The sequence below is a fragment of the Oerskovia merdavium genome (assembly GCF_014836755.1).
Lineage (GTDB): Bacteria > Actinomycetota > Actinomycetes > Actinomycetales > Cellulomonadaceae > Oerskovia > Oerskovia merdavium.
Window position 1 is genome coordinate 1 of the sequence record NZ_JACSQF010000001.1, and the last position, 25236, is coordinate 25236.

Here is a 25236-nt window from a genome sequence, read left to right on the forward strand (position 1 = left end):
GCACACTGTTGAGTTCTCAAGCAACCGACACGCACCGACTCCAACCCGTTTCCAGGCCTTCACTCGGGGCAACTTCTCTAATCTACCAGACTCTTTCCGGCTTCTCAACCCGCCGTTTCCGGCGGAGAAGATCTACCTGAGCCGGCCTCCCAGCAGATCATCCAACGACGCACGAGTGCCTCGTCGAGATCTTCAGGGTGGCCACCCGGGGGTTCCAGCCACTTCGCGGCGGCTCCGAGGAGCTTCGCAGTGGTGTCTGTTCCTCCCTACCGGGCTGACTTCCAGAACATTACGCGGTGCGCCTCGACTCCGTCAACTCCGCCTGGTGCAGCCCTCCGTCGCCACGCCGGACACCCGGAGAGCCTCGCGCACGGTGCTCGCTCGACACCACCGTGGCTAGGTCCCCACCCGCCCCACGTCCCGGACCTGGCGCCCCGCTCGCGCCCATCGGAACGAGACCCTGTCCCCCGGTCGGAGCTGCGCCGCGGTGTCGAGCCCGTCCGCGGCGACGACCGCGATCACCGGGTAGCCGCCCGTGACCGGGTGGTCGCGCAGGAACAGCACCGGGTTCCCGTCGGGCGGCACCTGGATCGCCCCGGGCACGAGCCCCTCGCTCGCCGGCTCCCCGCGACGACGGCGGATCGTCGGGCCCGAGAGGCGCAGCCCCACCCTGTTGCTGGCGTTCGAGACCTCGAACTCCCCCTCGAGCAGCGTGGCCAGTGCGTCGTCGTCGAACCACTCCGGCCGGGGTCCCCCGCGGACGTCCAGCGCGACGCCCACCGGGCCGCCCGTCGGGAACGCGCGACGCGAGGGCACCGCCTCGACGACCGGCAGCGCCGAGGGTCGCGGCCCGATCGCCACCAGGTCCCCCGCACGCAACGGCGCCGGCCCCAGCTCGGCGAGGACGTCGTACGAACGCGACCCGAGCACCGGCGGGGCCTCGAACCCGCCCCGCACGCCCACGTAGGTGCGCGCTCCACCGACGGGGAAGCCCAGCCTCAGCACCGATCCGGGTCGCGCGACGAGGAGCGCCTGCATCCCGACCGGGGTCCCGTCGAGCGTCGCGGGCGCGGGCGCGCCTGCGAGAGCGAACGTCGCTCGCTCGTGGAACCGCACGGCCAGCCCACCGAGCGTCACCTCGAGCGCGGCTGCGGCGCCGTCGTTGGCGAGCAGCCAGTTCACCAGACGGAGTGCGCCCTGGTCCGCCGCGCCGGACCGACCGACGCCAGCCGCGGCCCACCCCGGGCGGCCCCCGTCCTCGACCAGCGTGAGGAGCCCGGGCGCGAGGACCTCGACACCGCGCGGCTCGCGCGGGGCACCCCGGCCGACACGCTCGGCCGCACCGGGAGCACCAGGAGCACCAGGTGCACCGGGCACGAGCCGGTCCTGGCGGGCTCGCCCCGGTCCACCGGCCGCGGCGCCGCCGCCGTCACCGCCGACAGGAGTACGCCCGCCGTCACGCGCGGCCCCGTCACCCTCGCCCACGGTCTTGTCCCCGCGGGCCCCACCGTCCTGGTCGTCGTCGTCCAGCCGCTCGACCGCGCGGAACCGGACCCGGGTGCCCGCAGTGAGCAGCGCGGGCGGGTCCCGGTCGACGTCGAACAGGTCCACGTCGGTCCGCCCCAGCAGCCGCCACCCGCCCGGCGTCGCCCGCGGGTAGACCGCGGTGAGGTCTCCCGCGAGCGCGACCGACCCCGCGGGAACCCGCGTCCTGGGCGTCGCGAGGCGGGGCGCGGCGATCGCCGGGTCCACCTCGGTCAGGTACCCGAAGCCCGGCATGAAGCCGCCGAACGCGACCACGTACTCGCGGCCCGTGTGACGAGCGACGACCTCGGCGACCGACAAGCCGGCCCACGCGGCGATGTCGGCCAGGTCCTCCCCGTCGTAGACGACGGGGATCTCGACGACCGCCGCTGCCCCCGGCGTCGCAGCGCCCGGCGCACCGGCCCGCGAGGCGGGGTCCGTTCCCCCCTCCGCGCCCCCGCGGCGGGCGACCGCGGCCCAGGCCGCACGCACCTCGCCCTCGACGCGGGCCAGGTCGGCGGAGCTCGCCGTGTCGTCGAGCAGCACGAGCACCGTGCGTGCCGCGGGCACGACGTCCGCGACCCTCGGCACACGCCGCGCCCGCAGCGCGGCGGCCAACGCATGGACCTCGTCGAGCCCGGGCAGGTCGACCAGGAGCGCCCGGTCGCCGTAGGGGCGCACCGGCAACCGGTCGGTCCCGTCCGCAGCACCGTTCACGGTCGCTCCCGTGGTCGCGCCCGCCGTGCCCGTCCGCACGCCGCCTCGGGGCGGCCCGCCGGCATCCGCCCGCGCCGTGTCACCACCCTGGCGTCGGCCGCCCGTCGGCCGCGCGGCGTCCGTCGGCCTGCTCATCCGCCGAACCGCTGCACGACGACGCCGCTCGCCTCGAGCGTCCGGCGCACCTCGGTCAGGAGCGCGACCGCGCCCGGGGTGTCGGAGTGGATGCAGACCGAGTCGGCCTCGACCGTGATCTCGCTGCCGTCGGACGCGACCACTACGCCCTCGGTCACGAGGCGCAGCGCCCGCTCGGCGACCGCGGCCGGGTCGTGCAGGACCGCGCCGGGAGTCCCACGGGGCACGAGCGACCCGTCGGGCGCGTAGCCGCGGTCGGCGAAGACCTCGTGCACCACGGGCAGCCCCGCCTGCCGGGCGAGCCGAAGCACCGCCGAGCCGGACATCCCGACGACCGGGAGCGTCGGGTCGTAGCCCGCGACCGCCTCCACGACGGCGCGCGCCTGCTCCTCGTGCCGGACGATCGCGTTGTAGAGCGCGCCGTGGGGCTTGACGTACCGGACCCGGTCGCCGGCCAGGCGCGCGAACGCGTCGAGGGCGCCGAGCTGGTAGACCACGTCCGCCGTCAGCTCCGCGGGAGCCACCGCGAGGAAGCGCCGTCCGAAGCCCGCGAGGTCGCGGTACGCGACGTGCGCGCCGATGCTCACGCCCCGCTCGACGGCGGCTCGCGTCACCGTGCGCATGATCGTCGGGTCCCCCGCGTGGAACCCGCACGCGACGTTCGCGCTGGTCACGAGGTCGAGCAGGGCGTCGTCGTCCGCGAGCGCCCACGGCCCGAACCCCTCGCCCAGGTCCGCGTTGAGGTCGATGCGGCGCGCGCCGGGCGCCGTGAGGTGTGCCATGCCCCCATCATCGCCGAGAACGCCTGCGCCCAGCAGGGGCCGCCGCGGACGGCACGGGCCCCGGAGCACGGCTGTCGGCCGTGACCTCGTGGTCACGACCGGCTGTCCCTCCGGGTTCTCCGGTCCCGGTGACTCGGCTCCGTCGCCGGGAGGTTCCGTCACGCCATCGAGGGTTCGGCGTCGACCAGGTCGGCGCGGATCTCCTCACGCAGCTGTGGCGTGGGTTCGTGTCCGTGCTTGCTGACCATGTGGTCGTACGCGGCGTCGAGGACCTCCTCCTCCTCGCCGGCGATCGTCAACGTGCAGTTGATCACGCTGGGCGTCGTCCGACAGTCGACCATCTTCCTCATGTGCTCTCACCTCCCCTCACGCGGACCCCGTCGTCGGGGCTCCGGGCGGGGCGGCGTCCGTGGGCTGGGCGGGCGACGTCTCCGGTCCTTCCACCGTCCTCCGTGCGCGGTGAGGTGTCAACGGCGCGGGTCGCTCGCACGCCGGGGGCGCGCGTCTGCAGGGCGGGGACGCGCGCGGTTCGGTGCTCGCCGGCCCGACGGCGGTCCGCGCCTCCCGCGCGTGGGTGCACCCGGGTAGATTGCGCGGGTGACGACCTCCCTGCGCCCCGCGACCCCGGACGACGCCGAGCGCCTCGCGGCGCTCGCGGCGATCACCTTCCCGCTCGCGTGCCCGCCCGGCTCGGACCCCGCCGCGGTCGCCGAGCACATCCGTACGCAGCTCTCCCCCGAGAGGTTCGCGGCCTGGGCCGCGAGCGCCGACCACGAACTGCTCCTCGCCGAGGCCGCGGGCCCCGGGGAGGTCCTCGACGGCAACCCTGACGGCGGCAGCACACCCGACGGCACCACCGCGGACCACCGTCTCGTCGGCTACGCCCTGCTCGTGCGCGCGGTGCCCGCCGACCAGGACATCGTCGCGGTCGTCGGCGACGAGCCGACGGTCGAGCTCTCCAAGATCTACGTGCACCCCGGCTCCCAGGGCACGGGGGTCGCGAGCGACCTCATGCGGGCCGCGCTCGACGCGGCGCCGGGGCTCGTCCCGGACCGGGCCGTGTGGCTCGGCACCAACGAGGAGAACGCACGGGCCCAGGCCTTCTACCGCAAGCACGGCTTCGAGGTCGCCGGGAGGCGGACCTACGTCGTGGGCGGCGAGTCGCACGACGACGTGGTGATGGTCCGCCCGCTGGGCTGAGCGCGGCCCGGCACGCTCCGGGGCACGCGGCGCACCGTGGCGAGCGACGCCGTCGGGCACCATGCTGAGCCGCGCCCCGCACGCGTGCCGGACGACGGACGGGGCGGGACCCCGAAGGATCCCGCCCGCCCGCTGCTGCGGTCGACCGGCCGGCGACGCCGCCCGTCACTCGCGCGACGGGTCAGCCTCTCGACCGGTCACCCGGTCACCCGCAGCTCGTGGCCCCGTAGGCGACGTCGAAGGTCGTCGTCCGACCCCCGGCCGTCGCGGTGACCTGCGCGACACCTGCCTCCACCGCGCCGGCACGCGCGCTGAAGGACTGGTGCGCGGACTTCCCCGGCGCGACGCCGAGGAAGGTCTTGGTGCCGAACGGCGTCGTGACGACGATGTCCGCGGGGACGTCCTCGTCGTTGACCACACGGACCGAGACGTTGGCGGTCCGCCCCACGCACTGGGACCTGACCGTCGTGGTGACCTCGACCTCGGGCTCCGGCTCGACCGTCAGGTCCTTGACCTGGACGTTGCGGAACGAGACGTCGTCGCCGTTGCCGTGGTTCTGCAGCCCGATGTAGCCGGACGACAGGTCACGCGACGGTTCGGTCGAGGTGAAGTCGTTGATCAGCGTCCCGTTGAGGAACACCCGGATCCGCTGCCCCTCGACCTTGATCTCGTACGAGTTCCACTCCCCCGGCGCCTTGAGGACGGCGTCGCGGGCCGCGAGGTCGGCGCTCTGGAACGTGTAGATCGCACCTGTCGTGCGGTCGTCGGCGTCCGTCGCGTCGATCTGGATCTCGTAGCCCTGGTTGACCGCGACCCACGGGTCGTTCCCCGGGTCGGGGAACCCGACGAAGACGCCCGAGTTGTCGTCCCCGGCCATCTTCCAGTCGAGCGTGAGGCTGTAGGCCTCGAGCTCCTCGGGGTACCAGAGCAGGCCCATGCCCCCGGTGGACAGCATGGAGCAGTCCTCCTGGAGCGCGAACCCGCCCGGGCCGGCCATCTTCCAGCCCGCGAGCGACTCGGCCGTGCCGTCGAAGAGCATGCGGTAGCCCTCCGCGGGCGTGGCCGGCTCGCAGACCTCGGGCTCGTCCTCGACGAACGTGACGTCGCCGAACGCGACCGTCGTGGGAGCCGTCTGGTTCTTGCCGAGCGCGAACGGCCCCGGCGCGATCCCCGCGAGCGTGTCGTTCGTGACCGGTGCGAGGTCCGTCCAGGTGACGCCGTCGAGCGACCAGGAGCCCGTGAACGTGCTCCCGTCACGCGTCAGGCGCACGTGATACGTCTTGTCGGCCTCGCGCGGCAGGTCGGACACGCCGGGCTGCGGGTTCTGGACCACGTCGCCCTTCTCGCTGCGTGCCTCGAAGCCCACGGTCCCGGCTCCCGCCCCGTTGTGGATCACGCCCACCTTGACGTAGTTGGCCTGGTCCTTGAAGACCATGAGGCCGCCCTGGTGGTAGTTCTGCGTGAGGTCGGCCGTGATGGTCGTCTCGACCGTCCACTCGTCACCCGTGACGACCTTGTTGCGCAGGATGTTCGGCACGGTCGAGTTGGTCGCGCCGAACACGTCGTCGTCCGTGGTGGTCAGGCGCAGCGCGCCGCCGCTCACCGCGAGCTTGGACGCGTCGGGGTTGACGACGTACCAGCGGCACGCGTCGAGCTCGGTGCCCTCGAACGTGTCGCTCGCCGTCGTGCCCTCGCACGTGGGCGGCGTGCCGTCCACGAGGCGCACGTAGTCGAACGCGACGTCGATCTGCGCCGTGCCCGCGAGCTTGCCGAGCGCGAAGACCCCGACCCCGGCGTCCTGCGCCGCCACGTTCTTCACGCCACCGGGCAGCGCGGCCCAGGACTGGCCGTTGTCGACCGAGACCTGACCCGTGAACGTGTCGCCCGCCCGCGAGAGACGCAGCAGGTACTCGCCGTAGACCGGCTTGGCGAGGTTGTCGATCCCCGGCTGCGGGTTCTGCGTGACGTCCCCGACCTCGCTGCGCAGCTCGGCACGCACCGAGCCGTCGTCGTTGCCGACCACGTCGAGCTTCACGTAGTTCTTCTCGTCGAGGTAGACGATGATGCCGCCCTGCTGGGCCGACCGGGCGAGCGGCGCCGTGAACGACGTCTCCACGGTCCAGGTGTCGCCCGGCTGGTCGGTCGTGACGATGTTCGGCACGGGCGAGTTCGCCGTGCCGTAGAAGTCGTCGTCGGTCGTGGTGACGACCCACTTGCCGTCGCGGACCTCGGCGAGGTCCGGGCGGTAGCTGTGGACGTCCCAGCGGCACGCGTCGATCGACGCACCGAGGAACTCGTCCTCGGGCCCGCGCTGCGGGTCGGGCTCGGTGCACTCGAGCGCACCGAACGTCGTCACCTTCACGGTGCCCGACGCCGAGGCGCCGGCCGGGTCCTTGACGGTCACCTTGGCCGTGAACGCGCCGCCCGTCGTGTAGGTGTGCGAGACCTGGGCCCCCGTGCCGGTGCCCCCGTCGCCGAAGTCCCACGCGTACGTGAGGTCGTCGCCGTCGGCGTCGGTCGCCGTGGCCGTGAAGGTCACGTCGAGCGGGGCGTCACCCGTGGTGGGCGTGCCCGTGACGGCCGTGAGCCTGGGTGCCACGTTGTTCGCGGCCCCCTTGCCGGCGAAGTGGAGCGAGTCGACGTCGAACATGTCGCCCGTGCCCCCCGACGCCGAGCGCGCGACGAAGAACAGCGTGTTCGTGCCGCCCGGGTCGGTGATCGGCACGACGTCGGACGACGCGTGCGTCTCCCAGCTGCCCGTCGAGCCCATCGTGATGGTCCCGAGGAGCGGACCGTTCGCGGCTCCCACCCGGACGTCGATGAGACCGCCCGCGTTGCCCGACGTGTAGCGCGCCGAGATGCCCGTGATGTCCTTGAGGTTCATCCGGTCGAACGCGAACCAGTCGCCCGCGGCGATGTAGCCGAGCTGCTTGGCGCCCTCGGCCGCGGTCTTGTCGACGACCTGGACCCCCTGCTGCGACGTGAAGTACTCGGCCTGCTTGGTGCGCGTGTGGAGCACCACCTCGTCGTCGCTGCTGAGAGCCGGCACGCCCTCGGCGCCACCGTCGGTGTACGTCGCGTTGACGACCCCGAAGATGTTGGCGTCGAGCCCGTGGCCCTCGTCCTTGACGGTCGTCAGGACGCCCTCGCAACCGGTCGCGCTCGACAGCGGGTGACCGTGGTTGTCGTGGCCGAGAATGTACTCGACGACGACGTTGTCGCAGTCGACCTGCGTCCCGTCCTCGGCGTCGGTGACCGTGACCTTGAACGGCACCTGGTCACCGAAGTCGAAGAACTGCCCGTCCTGCGGCAGGTCGAGCGTCACCACGGGGGCGGTGTTGCCGACCGTGATCGTCGTGGTCGCGACGCCCGTCTTGCCGTCGGGGGCCGTGACCGTCAGACGGGCCGTGTACTGACCCTTGGTGGTGTAGGTGTGCGTCACGACGGGCTCGGTCGAGTCGACCGTGCCGTCCGAGTCCACGTCCCACGCGTACGTGAGCGGCAGGTTCTCCGGGTGCTTGGAGGCCGACCCGTCGAGGACGACCTCGAGCGGCACGCCGCCGTTGGTCACCGACGCCTCGATCTCGGCGACCGGGGAGCGCGAGCCCTTGACGTAGTCGATGCGGTAGACCGCGGAGTCCGCGGCGCCGCCGAAGTAGCCGCTGCCGTAGTCGAGCACGTACAGCGAGCCGTCCGGACCGAACTCGAGGTTCATGGGACGACGGATGTTCAGACCCGTCAGCGCCGGGGCGAAGCCCGCGGGGCTGCCGTCCTCGTCGAGCACGGCCTCCTTGATCCAGCGCCGCTCCCACTCGTACAGCAGGGGCTTGCCGTCGTAGTACGCGGGGAACTTGGTCTCCGAGACGAGCTCGGGGTCGTAGTTGTAGACCACGGCGCCCATGGGCGACTCGCCGCCCGAGCCGAACGCGGGGACGTTGCCGCCGTCGTAGGGCTGCCAGGCCGCGATGGCCGGCGGCAGGTCCACGAGACCCGTGTTGTTCGGGCTCGTGTTCTTGGGAGCGCTGCAGTCGAACGCCGCGCCCGAGGTGCCCGTCGCGAAGTCGTAGTCGACGTAGGGGACGTTGGCCCCCACGCAGTACGGCCAGCCGTAGTTGCCGGGCTCGGTGATGACGTTGAACTCGACCGAGCCGCCGGGGCCGCGGTTCGCGTTCGCCCCGCCCGCGTCGGGCCCGTAGTCACCGAGGTGCACGTAGCCCGTGGCCTTGTCGACCGAGAACCGGAAGGGGTTGCGGAATCCCATCGCGTAGATCTCGGGGCGGGTCTTGTCCGTCCCCGGGGCGAAGAGGTTGCCGTCCGGGATCGAGTAGGTCCCGTCGTCCTTCATGGTGATGCGCAGGAGCTTGCCGCGCAGGTCGTTGGTGTTGCCCGACGAGCGCTGCGCGTCGTAGGCGGGGTTGCGCGTCGCCCGCTCGTCGATCGGCGTGTAGCCGTCCGAGGCGAACGGGTTCGTGTCGTCACCCGTCGACAGGTAGAGGTTGCCCTCGGCGTCGAAGTCGATCTCACCACCGGCGTGGCAGCACGTGCCGCGCGAGGCCTCGACCTCGAGGATCTTCTTCTCACTCGCCAGGTCGATCGTGTTCTGGTCGGTCAGCGTGAAGCGCGAGAGCTGGTTGTAGCCGTCGAAGGCCGCGAACGACTCGGGACCGGTCCCGTTCTCCGGGGCGTCGCCCGCGGGAGTGCTGAGCCGCGGGGCGTAGTAGAGGTAGACCCAGCGGTTCTCGGCGAAGTCCGGGTCGATCGCGACCCCCTGCAGGCCGTCCTCGTCGTGCGAGTACACCGGGATGGTGCCCGCGAGCGAGGTCGTCGCGCCCGCGGTCGTGTACCAGACCCGGCCGTCGCGCGAGGTGTGCAGGACGTCGCCCTCCGGCAGGACCGCGAGCGCGATGGGCTCGCCGGTCTTCTCGGCGCCCTTCGCGAGCGTGATCTGCTCGTACGAGCTCTCGACCGTCGCGCCGCACTCGGCGTCGACCGCCCCCGCGGCGGTCTGGATGCCGCCCAGGAGGTGCTGGACGAACGCAGGGTCGCTGTACGACTCCTGCGTGTGGCCGCCGCCCGTGTACCAGGAGCGGCCGCCGGCCACGTCCTGGCACCAGGCCGTCGGGTGGTCGGCGCCCATGGCCCCGCCGCCCGGTGAGTAGCTCGCCTCGTCGAGGGTCGCGAGCACGTGCACGTCCCCGCGCGGGTTCTCGCGGAAGTTGTACCACTCGTCGTACCGCTCCCACGAGGCCGGCAGGTGCGCGGTCGAGGGGTGGTCCTTGTCCGCGACCACGACGGTCGCGGTCTGGTTCTGCGGGTGGGCCGAGAAGTACGCGCCCACGAGCTCGCCGTACCAGGGCCAGTCGTACTCGGTGTCGGACGCCGCGTGCACGCCCGCGTAGCCGCCGCCGTCCGCGATGTACGCCTCGAACGCGGCCTGCTGGTCGGCGTTGAGCACGTCGCCGGTCGTCGAGAGCCAGACGACGGCGTCGTAGCCCGCGAGGTTCGCCTCGGTGAACGCCCCGGCGTCCTCGGTCGCGGTCACGGCGAAGTGGTTGTCCACGCCGAGCTGCTTGATGGTCGCGATCCCGGCCGGGATCGCGTCGTGCCGGAAACCGGCGGTCTTGGAGAAGACGAGCACGGAGAACTCGTCGTGGGCGGCGGCGGGTGTCGCCGTCAGTGCCAGGGTCGGGGCCGCGAGGGTCAGCGCCAGGAGCGCGCTCACCCCTGCCCGTCTCCTTCGGTGTCGTACGGTCACAGCTTTCTCCTTTGAAAGTCGATCGTCGTCCTCGGCGGCGGCCAGGGCCGTCCACCGGTACTGCGTCCGTCCTCACCTCCTCGTGCGTACGGTGCTCCTGGGTGCCCGCCGGGACTCGGCCCACCCGCAGGTGGTCCCGGCGGGCACCGGTCTAGTGGTCGCTCTCCCCCAGGCTCGCGGCGCCGTCGCCCGCGTCGTCCGGGTGGAGCGGGAGGAACACGTGGACGTGCCCCTGGTCTGCGGCGACGCTCAGTTCGTCGAGCTGGGTCGCGGCCATGCTCCACGTGTCCGCGGCGCGCAGGCGCAGGTCGCCCGCGAGCGCGAGGAGCTGCGACCGGGCCGGTTCGGCCGACGCCTCGGCGAGCTCGAGCGTGTCGAGCGCGTCGCCCAGCAGCGCGATCGAGACGCCCAGACCGTTGCGGGTGACGTTGTACCCCGACGCGCCCGTCGGGAGGGCCTCGGCCTCGGTCGCCAGGGCCGCGAGCTGGTCCCGCCACATGGCGAGCTGCTCGGGCGTCGCCGGGGTCCCGGGCGCGCCGTCGAGCGGGAGCGCCACGGACAGCTCGTGCATGGTCGGCACGAGCCCCTCCTGGGCCGAGACCGCGAAGTCGGTCACGACGCCCAGGTTCTCGGCGTCGCGCGCCACCTCGGCGGCCTCGAGCTCGGCCACGCGCGCGGGGTCGACGGCGTACGCGCCGGATGCTCCGTCGTCGGGCCCTCGCGTCACGGCCCAGGCGACCGCCGCGACGACCAGGGCGACCACCGCGACCGCGGCGACCGCGAGCCACGCGCGACGAGCGCGCGAGAGGTTCCACGGCCACCGGGCGCTCGCGCGCTCCGGTGGCCGCTGCTGGGGACGGCCGGCACCGTCCCCGGACCGGGGCCCCGCTCCCCGAGCGGTCGCCGACCGGGCTGCGAGGTCCGCCTTGCTGCGTCGTGCTGCGGTCTTCTGCGCCACGGGTCGGTTCCTGTCTGTCGGGGGCGGGAGGTTCGTGCCGGCGCGGGCGCCCGGCACGAAGACGGAGGGTGATGCGGGTGAACGGAAGAGGCCTGCCGGGAGACCCGGCAGGGAAGCGCTGTCAGAGCCGTACGCCGTCGGGCCCGTCACGGCGGGACGACGTGCGCGGCAGGCGCCGCCCCCGAGGGGGCGACGCCTGCCGCTCGTGCATCAGCTGCAGGAGGCAGCCGCGTGGTCGACCGTGTACGTCGACGTCCGGTCCCCGATCGTCGTGGTGACCGTGACGGAACCCGCCTCGATCGCCCCGAGACGCGAGCTGAACGTCTGCGACGCGGACTTGCCCGGAGCGACACCCGTGAAGGTCTTCGTCCCGAACGGCGTGCTCACCTTGATCGTCGCGGGCGCGTCGTCGGTGTTGACGACCCGCACGTTGACGAGCACCTTGCCCGCGGTGCACTGGGTCTTGGCCACGACCTCGGCCGAGACACCACCCTCGACCGCGGGCACCGAGAGGGTGAGCGGCTCGCTCACGTTCCCGGCGACGTCGACCGCGCGGTACAAGACCTCGACGGCCCCGTCCCCGACCACGACCGGCTCGCCGTACGTGAGCCACTCGCCCTCGGCCGTGTCGGCGAGACGGTACTCGACCCGCGCGACGCCCGAACCTGCGTCGGCACCCGCGAGGGTCACCGTGCGCTCGGCGAGCTCGGCCGTGGCCGTCGGCACCGTGGCGTCGATCTTGACCACGTGAGCGACCTCCTCGGAGACGTTGCCCGCCTCGTCGGACGCCCGGAAGGCGAGCGTGTGCTCCCCGTCCGTCGTGAGCGCCACGCCGGCCGTGTACGGGGCCCAGGCGCCGTCGGCGACCTTGACCTCGATCGACGGCGCCTGCGAGACGTCGTCGGTGGCCGTCGCGGAGACCGTCACGGCCCCGGTGTTCCAGCCGGACGCGCCGGCCGCCGGGTCCTGGGCGACGGTCACGACCGGCGCCTGCGTGTCCTCGTCACCCGTGGTGACGTGGAACCAGTCGAACGCCACCTTGACCGGGACCTCCTGCTCGGGGCCGATGGCCACGAGACCGAAGGACGTCAGTGCCGCGTCGTTCGTGACGGGCGCCCCGAGGGACGTCCAGTTCACGCCGCCGTCGCTGACCCAGCCCTGGTAGGTGTTGCCCACCTTCTCCATGCGCAGGTACCAGTAGCCCGACTCGGTGGTGTCGGCGATCTCGAGCTGGCGGTTGCCGCCGCTCGAGGCCGCGTTCTTCTCCGACGCGAGCTCGGCACCCAGGTTCAGCGGGGTGCCCGGCTGGTTCTTGGCGACCACGTCGAGCTTGACGTAGTTGTCGTCGTCGCCGTACGCCATCAGGCCCGCGTACTGCCAACGGTGCAGCAGCGGAGCCTTGAAGCGGGTCTCCGCGACCCAGTCGCCCTCGGGGGCGGCCTGGAGCACGAAGTTGCGCGGGCTGACCGGGTTGTTGTTGTTGATGTCACCCGGCTGCGTGGTGATGCGCAGCTCGCCACCGGCGACCTCGACCTTCGAGGCGTCGTAGCGGACCACGTTGTTCCAGCGGCAGCCGTCGAGCGAGGTGCCGTCGAACTCGTCAGAAGGAACCCGCGTTCCATCGTCAGGTCCGTCCGTCGAGTCCGGCGTGACCTTGAACCAGTCGACCAGCGCGACCGAGTCGGCCGTGCCCGTGTCGCCCGCGGCGATGACGCCGAAGGTCGCGTTCGCCTTGACCGGGGCAGAGCCCGCGATCGCGGTCCACGTCTGGCCGTCCGCCGAGTACGCGGCCGTGATGGCCGTACCCGTCGAGGTCAGCTTGAGGTACACCGACGACGGGAAGTTCGCGGCGACGTTCGTCTGGCCGTGCCACGTGCGCGCACCGCCGGTCTCGGTCTGGAACTCCAGGAAGCGGTTGCCGTTCTGGTTCTTCGTGAACGCGAACTTGGTGTACTCGTTGTCGTTCACGTGCACGAGGAGACCCGCGTGCTGCCAGTGCCGTGCGAGCGGGACCTCGACCTTGGTCTGGATCTCCCACGCCCCGGCAGGTGCCGGCTGACCCAGGTAGCTGATCGGGCCCGGGACCGCCTCGTTGATGTCGCCCTGGACGACGGGCAGGACCGCCTTGCCGTCCGCGACCGTGATCGACTTCCCGGGCGCGGTGCGCACCACGGTCCAGCGACCGGTGTTGATCGACGCGGCGTCGAACTCGTCGGACTTCTGCGCCGCGCACTGCGGCGGCGTGCCCGTACCCGGCTCGGTCGGGTCGACCGGGTCGTCGTCGAACGTGAAGTCCTGGAACTCGACCGCGCTCGTGCTCGAGCTGTGCGCCGTCACGAACAGGCCGACGTCCTGGACCGACGCCGCACCCGGCAGGGACACCGGGTCGCCGATCTGGGTGAAGTTCTCGCCGTCCTTGCTCCACGACGCCGTGTACAGGTCGCCGTCACGCTCGATCCGCACCCACGCGGGGTAGCTCGTCGAGCTCGCCGCGGACGACGTCACGAGCTGCCCCGCGGCGTTGCCGCGCAGCCACTCGAAGCCACCGTTCGGACGGATGCCGAGGGCCGCGTAGCCCGGCGACTTGCCCGGCTGCGTCACGTCGTTGCGGACGATCAGGCCCGCCTTGGCGGACCCGTTGGAGTTGCCCTGGCTGTTGACCTTGACCGTCGCGGACCACTTCTCGTCCGCACCGGCCTCCTTGTAGATGGCCGAGTACTCGTCGGTGCCCTGCCACATGTTGGCGCCCGCAGAGGTCACGAGGTACTTGCCCTCGGACAGCTGCTCGAACGTGCCGTTCGCGTTGGTGTAGGTCTTCATGCCGGCGAACAGGTCACCGACCTGCGCCATGACGATGCGGGACTTCGTGGTGAGGCCCTTGTCGTTCGTGGCGACCGCGGTCAGCTTGTAGTAGTTGTCCGCCGTCACGTTCCACGTCGTCGTGTACGGCGCGGACGTGTCCGTGCCGATCGACTGGCCGTTCACGAAGAACTCGACCTGCGTGACGGTGTTCTCGGCGTCCGTCGCGTCGGCCGAGACCGTGATCGCACCCTGCTCGAGCTGGACGCCCGCCTCGGGAGCGGTCACGACGACCTCGGGACGGGTCGTGGCCGAGATGCCCTTGCCGTGCGCCTCGATGAAGTTCAGGCGACGCTCGCCCGCACCGGGGAACACGACGTACAGGGTGAAGCTCTCGCCCGGGTCCGCCACGTCGACGCGCACGTCGGTGAAGGTCCCCAGGCCGGTCTCCGGGACGGAGGCCGTGGCGAGGAGCTCGCCGTCGGGAGCGTCACGACGCAGCTCGACGGTGCCCGCCTGGGCTGCCGAGACGCGCAGCGAAAGCGCACTGATCTGGTGGAGGTTGAACGGGTCGTACGAGGACCAGGCCCCGTCCTTGCCCGTGATGACCGAACCGCCGCCCTCGACGTCCCGGCTCGGGAGCTGGGTCGTGCCCTGCGAGGCCGTCTGGAACTCGGCCTCACGCTTCTTGCCGAACACCAGCGTCGTGTCGGAGCCGGTCAGCGCGGGCACGCCGCCCTCGCCGCCGCCGTCGGTGTAGCGGGCGTCGAGCACGTAGAAGACGTTCATGTCCTCGCCGTGGCCACCGCCCAGGCCGGTCTCGACCGAGCCCGTCGTGCCGTGGAGCGGCTCGGACGGGTGCGCGTGCGCGTCGTGGCCGAGGGCCGGCTGGATGATGACGTTCTCGTCGACGATCGAGGCGTCCTCGGCGTCGGTGACCGAGACGTCCCAGTCGATCCGGTCGCCGAAGTCGAAGAACGACCCGGTCGGCGGCAGGTTGAAGTCGACCTCGGGGCGCGTGTTGCCCACCGTGATCGGCGCCGTGGCGGTACCGACCTTGCCCGAGGGGTCCTTGACCGTGAGGCGGGCGTCGAACACGCCGTTCTCGGTGTAGGTGTGGGTCGGCTTGGCCTCGGTCGAGTCCGTCGTGCCGTCACCGTCGAAGTCCCACGCGTACGTGAGCGCCTCGTTCTCGGGGTCCGTGCTCGCCGAGCCGTCGAACGCGACGGTCAGCGGGGCCGTGCCCGAGTCCGGCGTGGCGGCCGGCTTGGCCACCGGGGAGCGCGAACCGGAGATGTAGTCGATGCGGTGCAGGCCCGAGTTCGGGTTGTCACGGCCGAAGCCGCCGCCCCAGTCGAGCACGTAGAGCGCGCCCTCGGGGCCGAACGTCGAGTCGATCGGAGCGAGGAACTGCTCGTTCGACAGGAAGGGGTTGACCTTCTCGACCGCTGAGTCGCCGGGCCCCGTGGCGCCGGGGTTCTTGAGGTCGATCGAGTACATCTTGTTGCGCGCCCACTCGTAGAAGAAGGGCTTGCCGTCGTAGTACTCGGGGAACTTGGTGTCCGACACGAGGTCGGCGTCGTAGCTGTAGAACGGACCACCCATGGGTGCGAGACCGCCACCGGCGTTGATGACGCCGGGGGCCGAGGTGCGCTGGTAGCCGTAGTACATGTCCGCGGGCTGGGCCGGCGGGAGCTGCGTCAGACCCGTGTTGAGGATCGAGTCGTTGACCGGGTTGGCGCAGTCGAAGAAGGCGCCGACCGTGACCGGGTTGGTGCGGTAGTCGACGTCACGGAAGGGCTCGTTCTTGCCCATGCACAGGGGCCAGCCGAAGAAGCCCGGCTCCTGGATGTAGTTCCACTCGGCGATGCCCGCAGGGCCGCGGTTCGCGAGGTTGTCGGAACCGTTGTCGGGCGAGTAGTCGGCCACGCCGAGGTTGCCCGTGGCGGGGTCGATCGTGAACCGGAACGGGTTGCGGAAGCCCATGGCGTAGATCTCGGGCAGCGTCTTCTCGGTGCCCGGGGCGAACAGGTTGCCCTCGGGGATCGTGTACGTGCCGTCGGCCTCGGGGTGGATGCGGAGCACCTTGCCGCGCAGGTCGTTGGTGTTGGCCGACGTCGCGCGGGCGTCGTGCTGCTGCCCCGGGCGCTCGGAGATCGGCGCGTAGCCGCCCGAGGGCTCGGAGTGCGGGTTCACGTCGTCGCCCACGCCGATGTACAGGTCACCGGTGCGGTCGTCGAAGATCAGGCTGCCACCGGTGTGGCCCGGCTCGTCGGGCAGACGCCCGGCCGGGACCTCGATGAGGACCTTCTCCGACGCCGGGTCGATCACGGTGCCACCGGGACCGCCGTCGGTCACAGTGAAGCGCGAGATCCGGTTGAAGAAGTTCGCCGGGTCGGAGTCGTTGGCGCTGGCCGGCGAGTAGTACTGGTACAGGTACCCGTTGGTCGCGAAGTCCTTGTCGAGCGCGATGCCCAGCAGGCCGTCCTCACCGCCGGAGTACACGGGGATGGTGATCGCGGTCGAGGTGTTCTGGGTGCGCGGGTCGTAGACGCGGATCTGACCGCGCACGAGCTCGGTGAAGAACACGCGGCCGTCGGGGGCGACGTCCATGCCGAACGGTGCGCTCGTGTTCGTGTCGAGCGCGACCTTCTCGAACTGGCCCCAGTCGGTGCCGCCGCAGTCGCCCGCGACCTGTCCGGACGCCCACTGCACGCCGCCCACGATGTGCTGGACCAGGTCCGGCTCGCCGGTGAAGTGCGCACCGAAGTGGCCCATGCCGGTCATCCAGGCGCGGCCGCCGTCGTAGGGCTTGCACCACGAGATCGGGTGGTCGGCGCCCATCTTGTTGCCGCCGGCGTCGTAGGTCGACTCGTCCATCGTGGCGAGCACGTGGGCGCTGCCGCGGACGTTGGCCGAGTAGTTGTACCACTCGTCCGCGCGGTTCCAGCGCTGGTCGAGGTGGCTGGTCGAGGGGTGGACACGGTCCTCGACGCGGACCGTGCCGGGCAGGCCGGGGCTGTTGCCCGTGGCCGCGTGACCGGGCATGAGCGCCCCGATCATGTCGTCCCACCAGCCGTAGTTCCCGCGCATGTCGGTCGCGTTGTGGATCGCGACGATCCCGCCGCCCGCCTGCTGGTAGCGCTCGAGCGCGGCCTTCTGGTCGGCGTTCCACGGGTCGCCCGACGTCTGGAACATCACGAGCGCGTCGTACTCCGCCAGGCCCGCGTCGGTGAAGACCGAGGAGTCCTCGGTGTGGTCGGACGCGATACCGACGTCGGCGAACGCGGCCTCGAGCACGGGGGTGCCCTGCGTGATCGCCTCGGAGTGCCGGAACTGGGTCGTCTTGGTGAAGATGAGGACCTTGCGGTCGTCACCGGGTTCGTGTGGTCCGTCGTGGGCAGCTGCCATGGTCACGGGCGCGAGGGTGAACGCCAGTGCTCCGATGGTCAGTGCCGCGACGGCTCTTCCCCGCAGGGGAAGTCGCGCAGCCTTCATGTGTCTTGCCTCCAGGGCAGTCGGCACGTGGTTTGCGTGCCCCGCTCGTCGGTGAACGGGGCGCACGTGCTGTGAAGAGATACGTCGTCCCACGGCGTGCCGGCGCCGTCGGTGATTCCTACCGATCGATCAGCCGCGCATCAGTCCTTTCAGGAAGTCCAGGCCATCGACGGCGATGGCGTCCTGGGTGGGGGCGAGCGGACGCCAGATGGAGGCGGCCGTCGCGATGGTCGCGTTGTCGGCGGTGAACGACTCGATGCACAGGGAGCCGTCGTAGCCCACCCGGTCGAGCGCGCCGAGGAACGCGGGCCAGTCGAGGTGGTCGCTGCCGGGTGCCCCGCGGTCGTTGCCGCAGACCTGCACGTGCGCGATCCGGTCCCCGGCGCGCGTCACCGCGGCGGCCAGGTCCGTCTCCTCGATGTTCATGTGGTAGATGTCGAGCATCAGCCCGATCCCGGCCGACGGCAGCGGTGCGACGACCGCGAGGCCCTGGTCGACCGTGTTGACGAGGCTCGTCTCGTAGCGGTTGAGCGGCTCGAGGCCGATCCGCACGCCCGCGGCCATCGCGTGGTCCACGACGGGGGCGAGGTGCTCGACCAGCTCGGCGTAGGCCGCCTCACGCTGGCCGGGGGTCATCCGCCAGGTGCGCCCGACGGACGCGTACGCGGGCCCGCCGATCACGCCCGCACCCACGGTGCGCGCCATGTCGACGACCTGGCGCAGGTAGTCCTGGGTCCGGCGGACCGTGCCGGCGTCGGCCGTGACGAGCTCGCGGCCGGGGCCCATGACGAGGGACACCGAGGCCCCGAGGCCGTGGTCCGCGAGCACTCGCGCGGCCTGCTGCGGGTTCCAGTCGGTCACGTCCTCGACGGGCAGCTCGAGGACGTCGAATCCCCACCCGGCGACGCGCGGAGCGATCTCGCGGAGGGAGGCGTCGGTCAGGGGCGAGGTCCACACCCAGGTGTTGACCCCGAGGGGGCGCGTACGAGCCACGGTGCTCTCTTTCGTCGGCGGGTGCGTCACCCGGGTGCCCGACGCCGGAGCTCGCCCTCGCGCGGAGGGCGGGCTGCGTCGTCGGGCACCGTGGGTGGAACGTGCGGTCGTGCTCCGGTGGGCCGTGCCCGGCCCCTCGAGCTGGTCAAGGGGCCGGACCGCAGGCCTACCGGTCGTGCGGTCGGACCGGTGCCGAGATCAGCGGTCGGTCCAGGCGGTCGGGAACCCGGGCAGGTCCTCGCCACCGAACTTGGCGTAGTGCAGCGACGGCATGTCCTTGTTGGCGTCGAGGTAGAACTCCAGGTCCTCGCCCGTGATGGGCGACTGCGGGAGGACCCACTCGGCCGGGACCTGCTCGCCGTTCCAGATCTTCTGGGCCGCGAGGATCGGGGTGCGCCACTGGAAGTTGGAGTACACGGCGCCCAGGGCGGTCATGTCCGTCTCCTGCCACTTGCGCATGAAGCTCAGCTCGTCCTCGCCCATGAACACGGGGTAGGGCTTGCCGGCGTCCTCGAACGCCTCGACCGCTGCGACGGCGCCGTCACCGGCGTCCATCCAGATGCCGTCCACGTCACCGCGCTGCAGGTACTGCGTCACGATGTCCTTGATCTTGGCGCCGTCACCACCGGTGAACTCCTGGCCCACGACCTCGATCTCGCTCTCGGAGAAGATCTTGTCCGCCGCGGCCCAGCGGTTCTCGAGCACGTCGACACCGGGCAGGATGCGCAGGGCGAGGACCTTGGAGCCGGGCTCGAGGTTCTCGACCAGGAACTCGGCGCCGTCGGCGCCGTAGGCGTAGCCACCGATCGGGTGGATGTAGGTCACCATGCAGTCGGAGTTGACGCCACGGTCGAACACGATGACGGGCTTGCCGCTCTCGCACGCCGCCTCGACCGCCGGGGTCAGGGTCGCGGTGGTCGAGGGCGAGATGATGATCGCGTCGCAGTCACCGGCCTCGACGAACGCCTGGATGTCGGAGATCTGCTTGTTGTCGTCGTCGGCCGCGTCCGAGACGCGGAACTCCGAGATGTCGCCCGAGGCCTTGAGGACCTCGACCTGCTGCTGCATCGTGATGAAGCCCGTGACACGCCACGGGTTGGAGACCGAGGCGTTGGAGAAGCAGAGCTTCTTGCCCCCCTCCTTCGCGTACTGCGCGGTGTCCACGTACTCGGGGTCGATCGCCTGCAGCCACGGCTGCTCGCCCGGCCCCTCGGGCACCGCCGAACGCTGCGCGAGCTGGCGCTCGTAGTCGGCCTGCACGAACCACTGGCTGTTCGCACCGGACTCGTCGGACTCCTCCGTGGACTCCTCGGTGGCCGCGGCACCCGCGTCCGGGGTGTCGGCGGGCGCGTCGGTGGTGCACGCAGCGGTGAACAGCAGTGCCGCGGTCGCGGCTCCTGCCATGAGAACTCGAGAGCGTCGCATGTTCCTTCTCCTGATGATCGAGAGACTTCTTTGTCCTGCCGTCGCAGCGGGTGCGACGGCCTGTCGGGGACGGATCTGTGTGGCGTTCCGGGGGGTGGCCGGAGGTCTAGGGTGCTGCTGGCTGGGGCTCCTTGGGGACGGTGGGTTCGGGGACCCCTGCCGGGGTGGTCGGGGAGCTCGGGGCTGCCTTGGACCTGCGCGGCATCGCGGCGTAGGCGACGGCCGCGATGATGATCACGCCCTGGACCGCGGGACGGATCGTCGACGGCAGGCTGAGCTGGTTGAAGAGCGTGAACAGCGCCTCGAGGGTCAGCGCGCCGGCCATGGCCGCGACGACCGACCCGCGACCGCCGCCCAGGACCACGCCACCCAGGACGACCGCCGTGATGGCCATGAACTCGAGCCCGTCGCCGACCTGGGCCGTCACGCCGGCGTAGCCGCCGATGAGGATGCCCGCGACCGTGGCCATGAAGCCCGAGAACAGGAAGGCGCGCGTGCGCACCCACCAGACCGAGGCGCCGGAGAAGGCGGCAGCCACGTCGTTGTCGCCCGTCGCGACGAGGGTGCGCCCGTAGGGGCGCCGCATGATGATCACGGCCACGACGCCGAGGACGAGCGTGATGAGCACCGCGTACGGCACCTGGAACTGACCGGGCGTGTCCGGGAAGCCGCCGCGCCCCCACTGGCGGAAGCCCTCGGTCAGGGAGCCCGTGGGCGCCCCACCGGTCCAGAGCCGGATCGCCCCGTACAGGACGAGCATCATGCCGAGCGTCGTGATGAACGACGGGACCTTGAGCAGCGTGACGATGAGGCCGTTGATCAGCCCGACCCCCAGACCGAAGAGGACCATCAGACCGATCACGGGCCAGGTCATGGACTCCTCGCCGTCGATGAGCTTGGCCGCGATGACGACCTGGGCCCCCACGAGCGACCCGACCGAGAGGTCGAACTCACCGGAGACGATCACGAAGTACTGACCGATCGCCAGGACGATCAGCGGTGCCGCCTTCTTGAGGAAGGCCATGAGCGACATGGGCTCGCCGAACGACGGGTTCATGACGAGGATCGCGACGAAGACGACGATCAGCAGGGCGTAGACGGTCCAGGAGCTGCCGGACGTGGCGCGCTGCACCAGGCGGGAGAAGCCGTTGCCGGAGGGCCCCGGCTGCGGTGCGCCGGCGGTGCCGGTGCCGCTCGGCGTGGTCGCGGACGTGCTCGCGCTCATCGGGTGGCCTCCTTGCCGGACGAGGTGGACGGGGCGGACGCGGACGAGGAGCCTGGAGGGGCCTGCCCGTCCCGCGCGCCGCCGGGACGGACGGACTGGGCCAGTGCCCGGAACCTCGCTCGGCTGCTCGCGGGGTCGATCTGACGGCGGGCGTACATGGCGACCGCGGCGATGATGATCGCGCCGCGCAGGACGTCCTTGAAGAACGGGCTGACGTCGAGGACGTTGAACACCGTGTCGAGCGAGGCGAGGATCAGGACGCCCGCGATCGTGCCCATGATCGATCCGCGCCCGCCCATGAGCAGGGTCCCGCCGAGCACGACGGCCGCGATCGAGTTGAGGTCGTAGCCGTAGGTGTAGACCAGGGCGTTGCCCGTGCCGAAACGAGCGGCGATGAGGAGCCCCGCGACGCCCGCGCACAGCGAGCACAGGACGTGGGCCAGGATGATCGACCGGTCGGTGCGGATGCCCGAGAGCCGGGCGACGTCGATGTTCCCGCCGACCGCGAACATGTGGTACCCGGAGCGGGTGCGGTTCAGCAGGACCACGCCGAGCACCATGACCACCGCGAGCACGATGACCGAGATCGGCACCGGGCCGATCCGCGTGTAGCCGAAGCCCTGGAACGCCTTGGGGATCTCGCCCGACGGACCCTTGTACTGGGTGTCGAGGTAGCCCTTGATGATGAGGCCGACGCCGAGCGTCGCGATGAACGAGTTCACGCGGAGCTTGGAGATCACCAGGCCGTTGACCAGGCCGACCCCCGCGGCGACCGCCAGGGCCGCCACCACGCCGAGCCAGATGCGCGACGGGTCGCCGGCCATGGTCGTGGCGGCGACGAGCGAGGACCAGGCCACGACGTAGCCGACCGACAGGTCGAGCGACTTGCAGAGGATCACGAACGTCTGCCCGATCGCGACGAAGCCCAGCAGGCTCGTCTGCGACAGCAGGTAGAACAGGTTGCCCTGGCTGAAGAAGTTGCCGCCCTGGGCCGCGACCAGTCCTGCCGAGATCACGAGGATCCCGACGAGGGCGAGGTAGACGATCCCCGTCGAGCCGAGCCGGCGCCGGCGCGGGCCGGAGGTCGACTTCGCGCTCCCCGTCGAGGGCGAGGCGGTGCTCACCGCGGTGCTCATTGGTCCTCCTGGGTGGTGTCGCGCTGCGCGTGCCGTGGGGAGGCGGGCTCGCCGCCGGGCAGCACGGACTGGGGTGCGCGGGCTGCGTCGCCCACGGGTACGTCGAGGGCGGAGAGGTCGACCTCGACGTGCTCCGAGGTGTCCCCCGCCCCGGTGGCCATCGCCATGATGGTCTCCTCGTCGCTGCCCGCGGGGAGCTCCCCGGCCAGGCGGCCGTCGCGCATCACGAGGATGCGGTCGGCCATGGCGACGACCTCGGGGAGCTCCGAGGAGATGAGCAGGATCGCGACCCCGCGCGCCGTGAGGGTGCGCATGAGGTCGTAGACCGCACGCTTGGCGCCGACGTCGATCCCTCGCGTGGGCTCGTCGAGCACGATCACCGAGGGGTCGGTCACGAGCCACTTGGCGAGGACGACCTTCTGCTGGTTGCCACCCGAGAGGTACTGGACCTCGGCGTCCTTGGAGCGCGAGACCAGGTCGAGGGACGAGAGGATGCCGGGGATCGCCCTGGCGCGGCGGTCGGAGGACCCCGGGGTCACGGAGTCGAGCACGAGCCGCGCGTTCGCGGAGATCGACTGCTCGAGCGCGAGCCCCTCGGCCTTGCGGTCCTCGGTCACGAGCGCCAGGCCCAGGCGGACGGCCTCGCGGGCCGAGGAGACCGTGACGGGCTTGCCGTCGAGCAGGATCGTGCCGCGCGTGAAGGGAGCGACACCGAACACGCCGTGCGCGATCTCGGTGCGGCCGCTGCCCTGCAGGCCCGCGAGCGCGACGATCTCGCCCGCTCGGACCTCGAGGTCGATCCCGTCGACCTGGGTGTTGCCCGCACCCTCGAGCGCGAGCTTGACCGCGCCGGGCACCGTGCCGGGGTCCTTGTCCGGGTAGTAGCCCGCGAACTCGCGCCCGACCATGGTGCGCACCAGGCGGTCCGGGGTGATGTCGGCCGTCGCGGTCGTCAGCACGAAGTCGCCGTCCTTGAGCACCGTGATGGTGTCGCAGAGGTCGAAGATCTCCTTGAGGCGGTGCGAGACGTAGAGGATCGCGACACCGCGCGCCCTCAGCTGCGCGACGAGCGCGTAGAGGAGCTCGACCTCCTGGTCGGCGAGCGCTGCCGTGGGCTCGTCCATCGAGATGATGCGCGCGTCGTAGGAGACGGCCTTGACGATCTCCACGATCTGCTGCTCGGCCACGGACAGCGAGCCGACCCGCATCCAGGACGCGAGGCCGTGCAGGCCGAGGTCCGCGAGCAGGGCGTCGGTGTCGCGGGCCATGCGCCCGGCGTCGACGATCCCGAACCGGCGGGGCTCACGACCGAGGTAGACGTTCTCGGCGACCGTGCGCTCGGGCAGGAGGTTGAACTCCTGGAAGACGGTCGAGACGCCGGCGGCCTGGGCCGCGAGGGGCGAGGCGAACGCGACGGGCTTCCCGTCGAGCTCCATGGTGCCCGAGTCGGGCTTGTGGACCCCGGCGATGATCTTCATGAGCGTGGACTTGCCGGCGCCGTTCTCCCCGACGAGCGCGTGGACCTCACCGGGCCGCACGTCGAGGTCGATGCCGCGCAGGACCGAGTTGCCGAAGAAGACCTTGCCGATGCCCCGCAGCTGCAGGATGGGCGCGCCCGTGGTGCTCGCGCCTCCTGCTGCCGTCGATGCGGTCATGCTCCTACCTCCACCCAGGTGCCGGTGCGTGCGGATCGGGCGACGGCCTCGGCGAGGCGCGCGGCCCGGAGCCCGTCGGCGAACGTGGGCAGCCCGTCGGGCGTCTGCCCGTTGATGGCCGCTGCGGTGTCGCCGACGAGGGCGTTGAAGCAGTCCTGGTATCCCTGCGGGTGTCCTGCGGGGAGCCGGGAGTAGCGGGCGGCCTCGGGCGTGAGCGCCTCGGGGTCGCGGATGAGCAGGCGGCTCGTGTCGCGGCGGCCCTCCCAGAGGGTCTCGGGGCCCTCCTGGTCGAACGCGAGGGTCGACTCGGAGCCCGAGATCTCGAGGAAGAGCCGGTTCTTGCGCCCGGCCGAGACCTGGCTGATGACGGCCGAGCCGAGCGCTCCTCCGTCGGTCTCGTACTGCAGGGTCACGGCGTCCTCGGTGCGGACCGCCGCGGGGCGGCCGTCGGCGCCCGTGCGCTCGGCGTTGATCGTCGCGGTCTGCGCGACGAGCCGCACGATGCGCTGCCCCGTCGTGAACTCGAGCAGGTCGCAGAAGTGCGAGCCGATGTCACCGAACGCACGGCTCGCGCCGCCCAGGGCGGGGTCGACGCGCCAGTTGTCGTCGCTCGCCCGCAGGAGCCAGTCCTGGAGGTAGGAGCCGTGCACGAGGCTGATGGTGCCGACCGCGCCGCTGCGGACCCGGGCGCGCGCCTCGCGGACCATGGGGTGGAAGCGGTAGGCGAAGGGTACGACGGCGACGCGGCCGTCGGTGGCGGCGGCCTCCTCGGCGAGGCCGGCGAGCGCGATCGCGCCCTCGAGGTCCATCGCGAGGGGCTTCTCGCACACCACGTGCTTGCCCGCGGCCAGCGCGGCCGTGGCGAGCGGTACGTGCAGGAAGTTGGGGGTGCAGATGTGCACCACGTCGATGTCCGGGTCGTCGATGAGCTCCTGCGACGTGGCCGCGTACCCCAGGGCACCGAGGTCGGCGGCGGCCTCGCGCGCCCCCGGCGCGTCGATGCCGGCGACCGAGACGAGGTCTCCCCCGGCCGTGCGGATCGCGCGGGCGTGGACCTCGCCGATGAACCCGGTCCCGATGATCCCGGCGCGGTAGCCCGCGGCGGGCAGTCGGCTCGGGAGCAGGTCGCTCGCGGGGTGGACAAGAACTGGGGTGGTCGCGGTGCCCACGACGGCACGGCCGTTCAGGGAGGACGGCTCCGTCCTGGGGGCGGGGGCGGTGACAGCCCCGTGGTCTCGCGCGACTTCTTCGGCTCGCATGTCCCATACCGTAGGGGGACTTATGTCGAGCGTCAAGCAAAAGCCGAATGTTAGATGTCACCGTTAGGTAACTCCATCGGTTAAACAATTGCCGAGGCCTACTGTCGCGCGGCTGAACCGTGACGAACCGCGTGCCGGCACGTGCCCCGCCAGGTCCGTCGCCCCTCGCCCGGAC

Annotated in this window: 13 protein-coding genes; 1 reads left to right on the plus strand and 12 read right to left on the minus strand. The window is 71.6% G+C overall.

The window, feature by feature from the left end:
- Positions 1 to 396: 396 nt before the first annotated feature.
- The 3 genes from H9641_RS00005 to H9641_RS00015 all read right to left on the minus strand — a co-directional run bounded on the left by H9641_RS00005 (position 397) and on the right by H9641_RS00015 (position 3508).
- The gene (locus H9641_RS00005; protein ID WP_191799871.1) at positions 397 to 2376 is read right to left on the minus strand and encodes a 5-oxoprolinase subunit B/C family protein; all 1980 of its coding nucleotides are present in this window, start codon (positions 2374 to 2376) and stop codon (positions 397 to 399) included.
- Positions 2373 to 3158 (minus strand): LamB/YcsF family protein, encoded by a 786-nt coding sequence (locus H9641_RS00010; RefSeq protein WP_191799873.1) that lies wholly within the window; start codon positions 3156 to 3158, stop codon positions 2373 to 2375. The genes H9641_RS00005 and H9641_RS00010 overlap by 4 nt, the downstream gene beginning before the upstream one ends.
- A 158-nt stretch (positions 3159 to 3316) precedes the next feature.
- The gene (locus tag H9641_RS00015) at positions 3317 to 3508 is read right to left on the minus strand and encodes a DUF1059 domain-containing protein (protein ID WP_191799874.1); all 192 of its coding nucleotides are present in this window, start codon (positions 3506 to 3508) and stop codon (positions 3317 to 3319) included.
- Between the two features lie 247 nt (positions 3509 to 3755).
- On the opposite strand from H9641_RS00015, the gene H9641_RS00020 reads away from it, so the two are divergent.
- Entirely contained in the window at positions 3756 to 4358 is a 603-nt protein-coding gene (locus H9641_RS00020) for a GNAT family N-acetyltransferase (protein ID WP_191799876.1), read from the plus strand.
- A gap of 205 nt (positions 4359 to 4563) precedes the next feature.
- Here the strand turns inward: H9641_RS00020 and H9641_RS19820 are convergent, their stop codons facing one another.
- From H9641_RS19820 to H9641_RS00075, 9 genes are all read right to left on the minus strand, one after another.
- Positions 4564 to 10080, minus strand: coding sequence for a ThuA domain-containing protein (locus H9641_RS19820; protein ID WP_318244288.1), 5517 nt, complete (start codon positions 10078 to 10080; stop codon positions 4564 to 4566).
- Between the two features lie 184 nt (positions 10081 to 10264).
- Entirely contained in the window at positions 10265 to 11071 is an 807-nt protein-coding gene (locus H9641_RS00040; RefSeq protein WP_191799878.1) for a hypothetical protein, read from the minus strand.
- A gap of 210 nt (positions 11072 to 11281) precedes the next feature.
- Positions 11282 to 17281 (minus strand): ThuA domain-containing protein, encoded by a 6000-nt coding sequence (locus H9641_RS00045; RefSeq protein WP_225219762.1) that lies wholly within the window; start codon positions 17279 to 17281, stop codon positions 11282 to 11284.
- A 216-nt stretch (positions 17282 to 17497) separates the two neighbouring features.
- Positions 17498 to 18361 (minus strand): sugar phosphate isomerase/epimerase family protein, encoded by an 864-nt coding sequence (locus tag H9641_RS00050; protein WP_191799882.1) that lies wholly within the window; start codon positions 18359 to 18361, stop codon positions 17498 to 17500.
- 198 nt (positions 18362 to 18559) lie between these two features.
- Positions 18560 to 19786, minus strand: coding sequence for a substrate-binding domain-containing protein (locus H9641_RS00055; RefSeq protein ID WP_191799884.1), 1227 nt, complete (start codon positions 19784 to 19786; stop codon positions 18560 to 18562).
- A 106-nt stretch (positions 19787 to 19892) separates the two neighbouring features.
- A complete protein-coding gene (locus H9641_RS00060; protein WP_191799886.1) occupies positions 19893 to 21011 on the minus strand; it encodes an ABC transporter permease in 1119 nt (372 codons plus the stop codon).
- Positions 21008 to 22147 (minus strand): ABC transporter permease, encoded by a 1140-nt coding sequence (locus H9641_RS00065; RefSeq protein WP_191799888.1) that lies wholly within the window; start codon positions 22145 to 22147, stop codon positions 21008 to 21010. The genes H9641_RS00060 and H9641_RS00065 overlap by 4 nt, the downstream gene beginning before the upstream one ends.
- Complete coding sequence (locus tag H9641_RS00070; protein ID WP_191799890.1) at positions 22144 to 23802, minus strand: sugar ABC transporter ATP-binding protein; 1659 nt, start codon at positions 23800 to 23802, stop codon at positions 22144 to 22146. The genes H9641_RS00065 and H9641_RS00070 overlap by 4 nt, the downstream gene beginning before the upstream one ends.
- Positions 23799 to 25061: a Gfo/Idh/MocA family protein gene (locus H9641_RS00075; protein WP_191799892.1), complete on the minus strand. Its 1263-nt coding sequence runs from the start codon at positions 25059 to 25061 to the stop codon at positions 23799 to 23801. The genes H9641_RS00070 and H9641_RS00075 overlap by 4 nt, the downstream gene beginning before the upstream one ends.
- Positions 25062 to 25236: the final 175 nt, after the last annotated feature.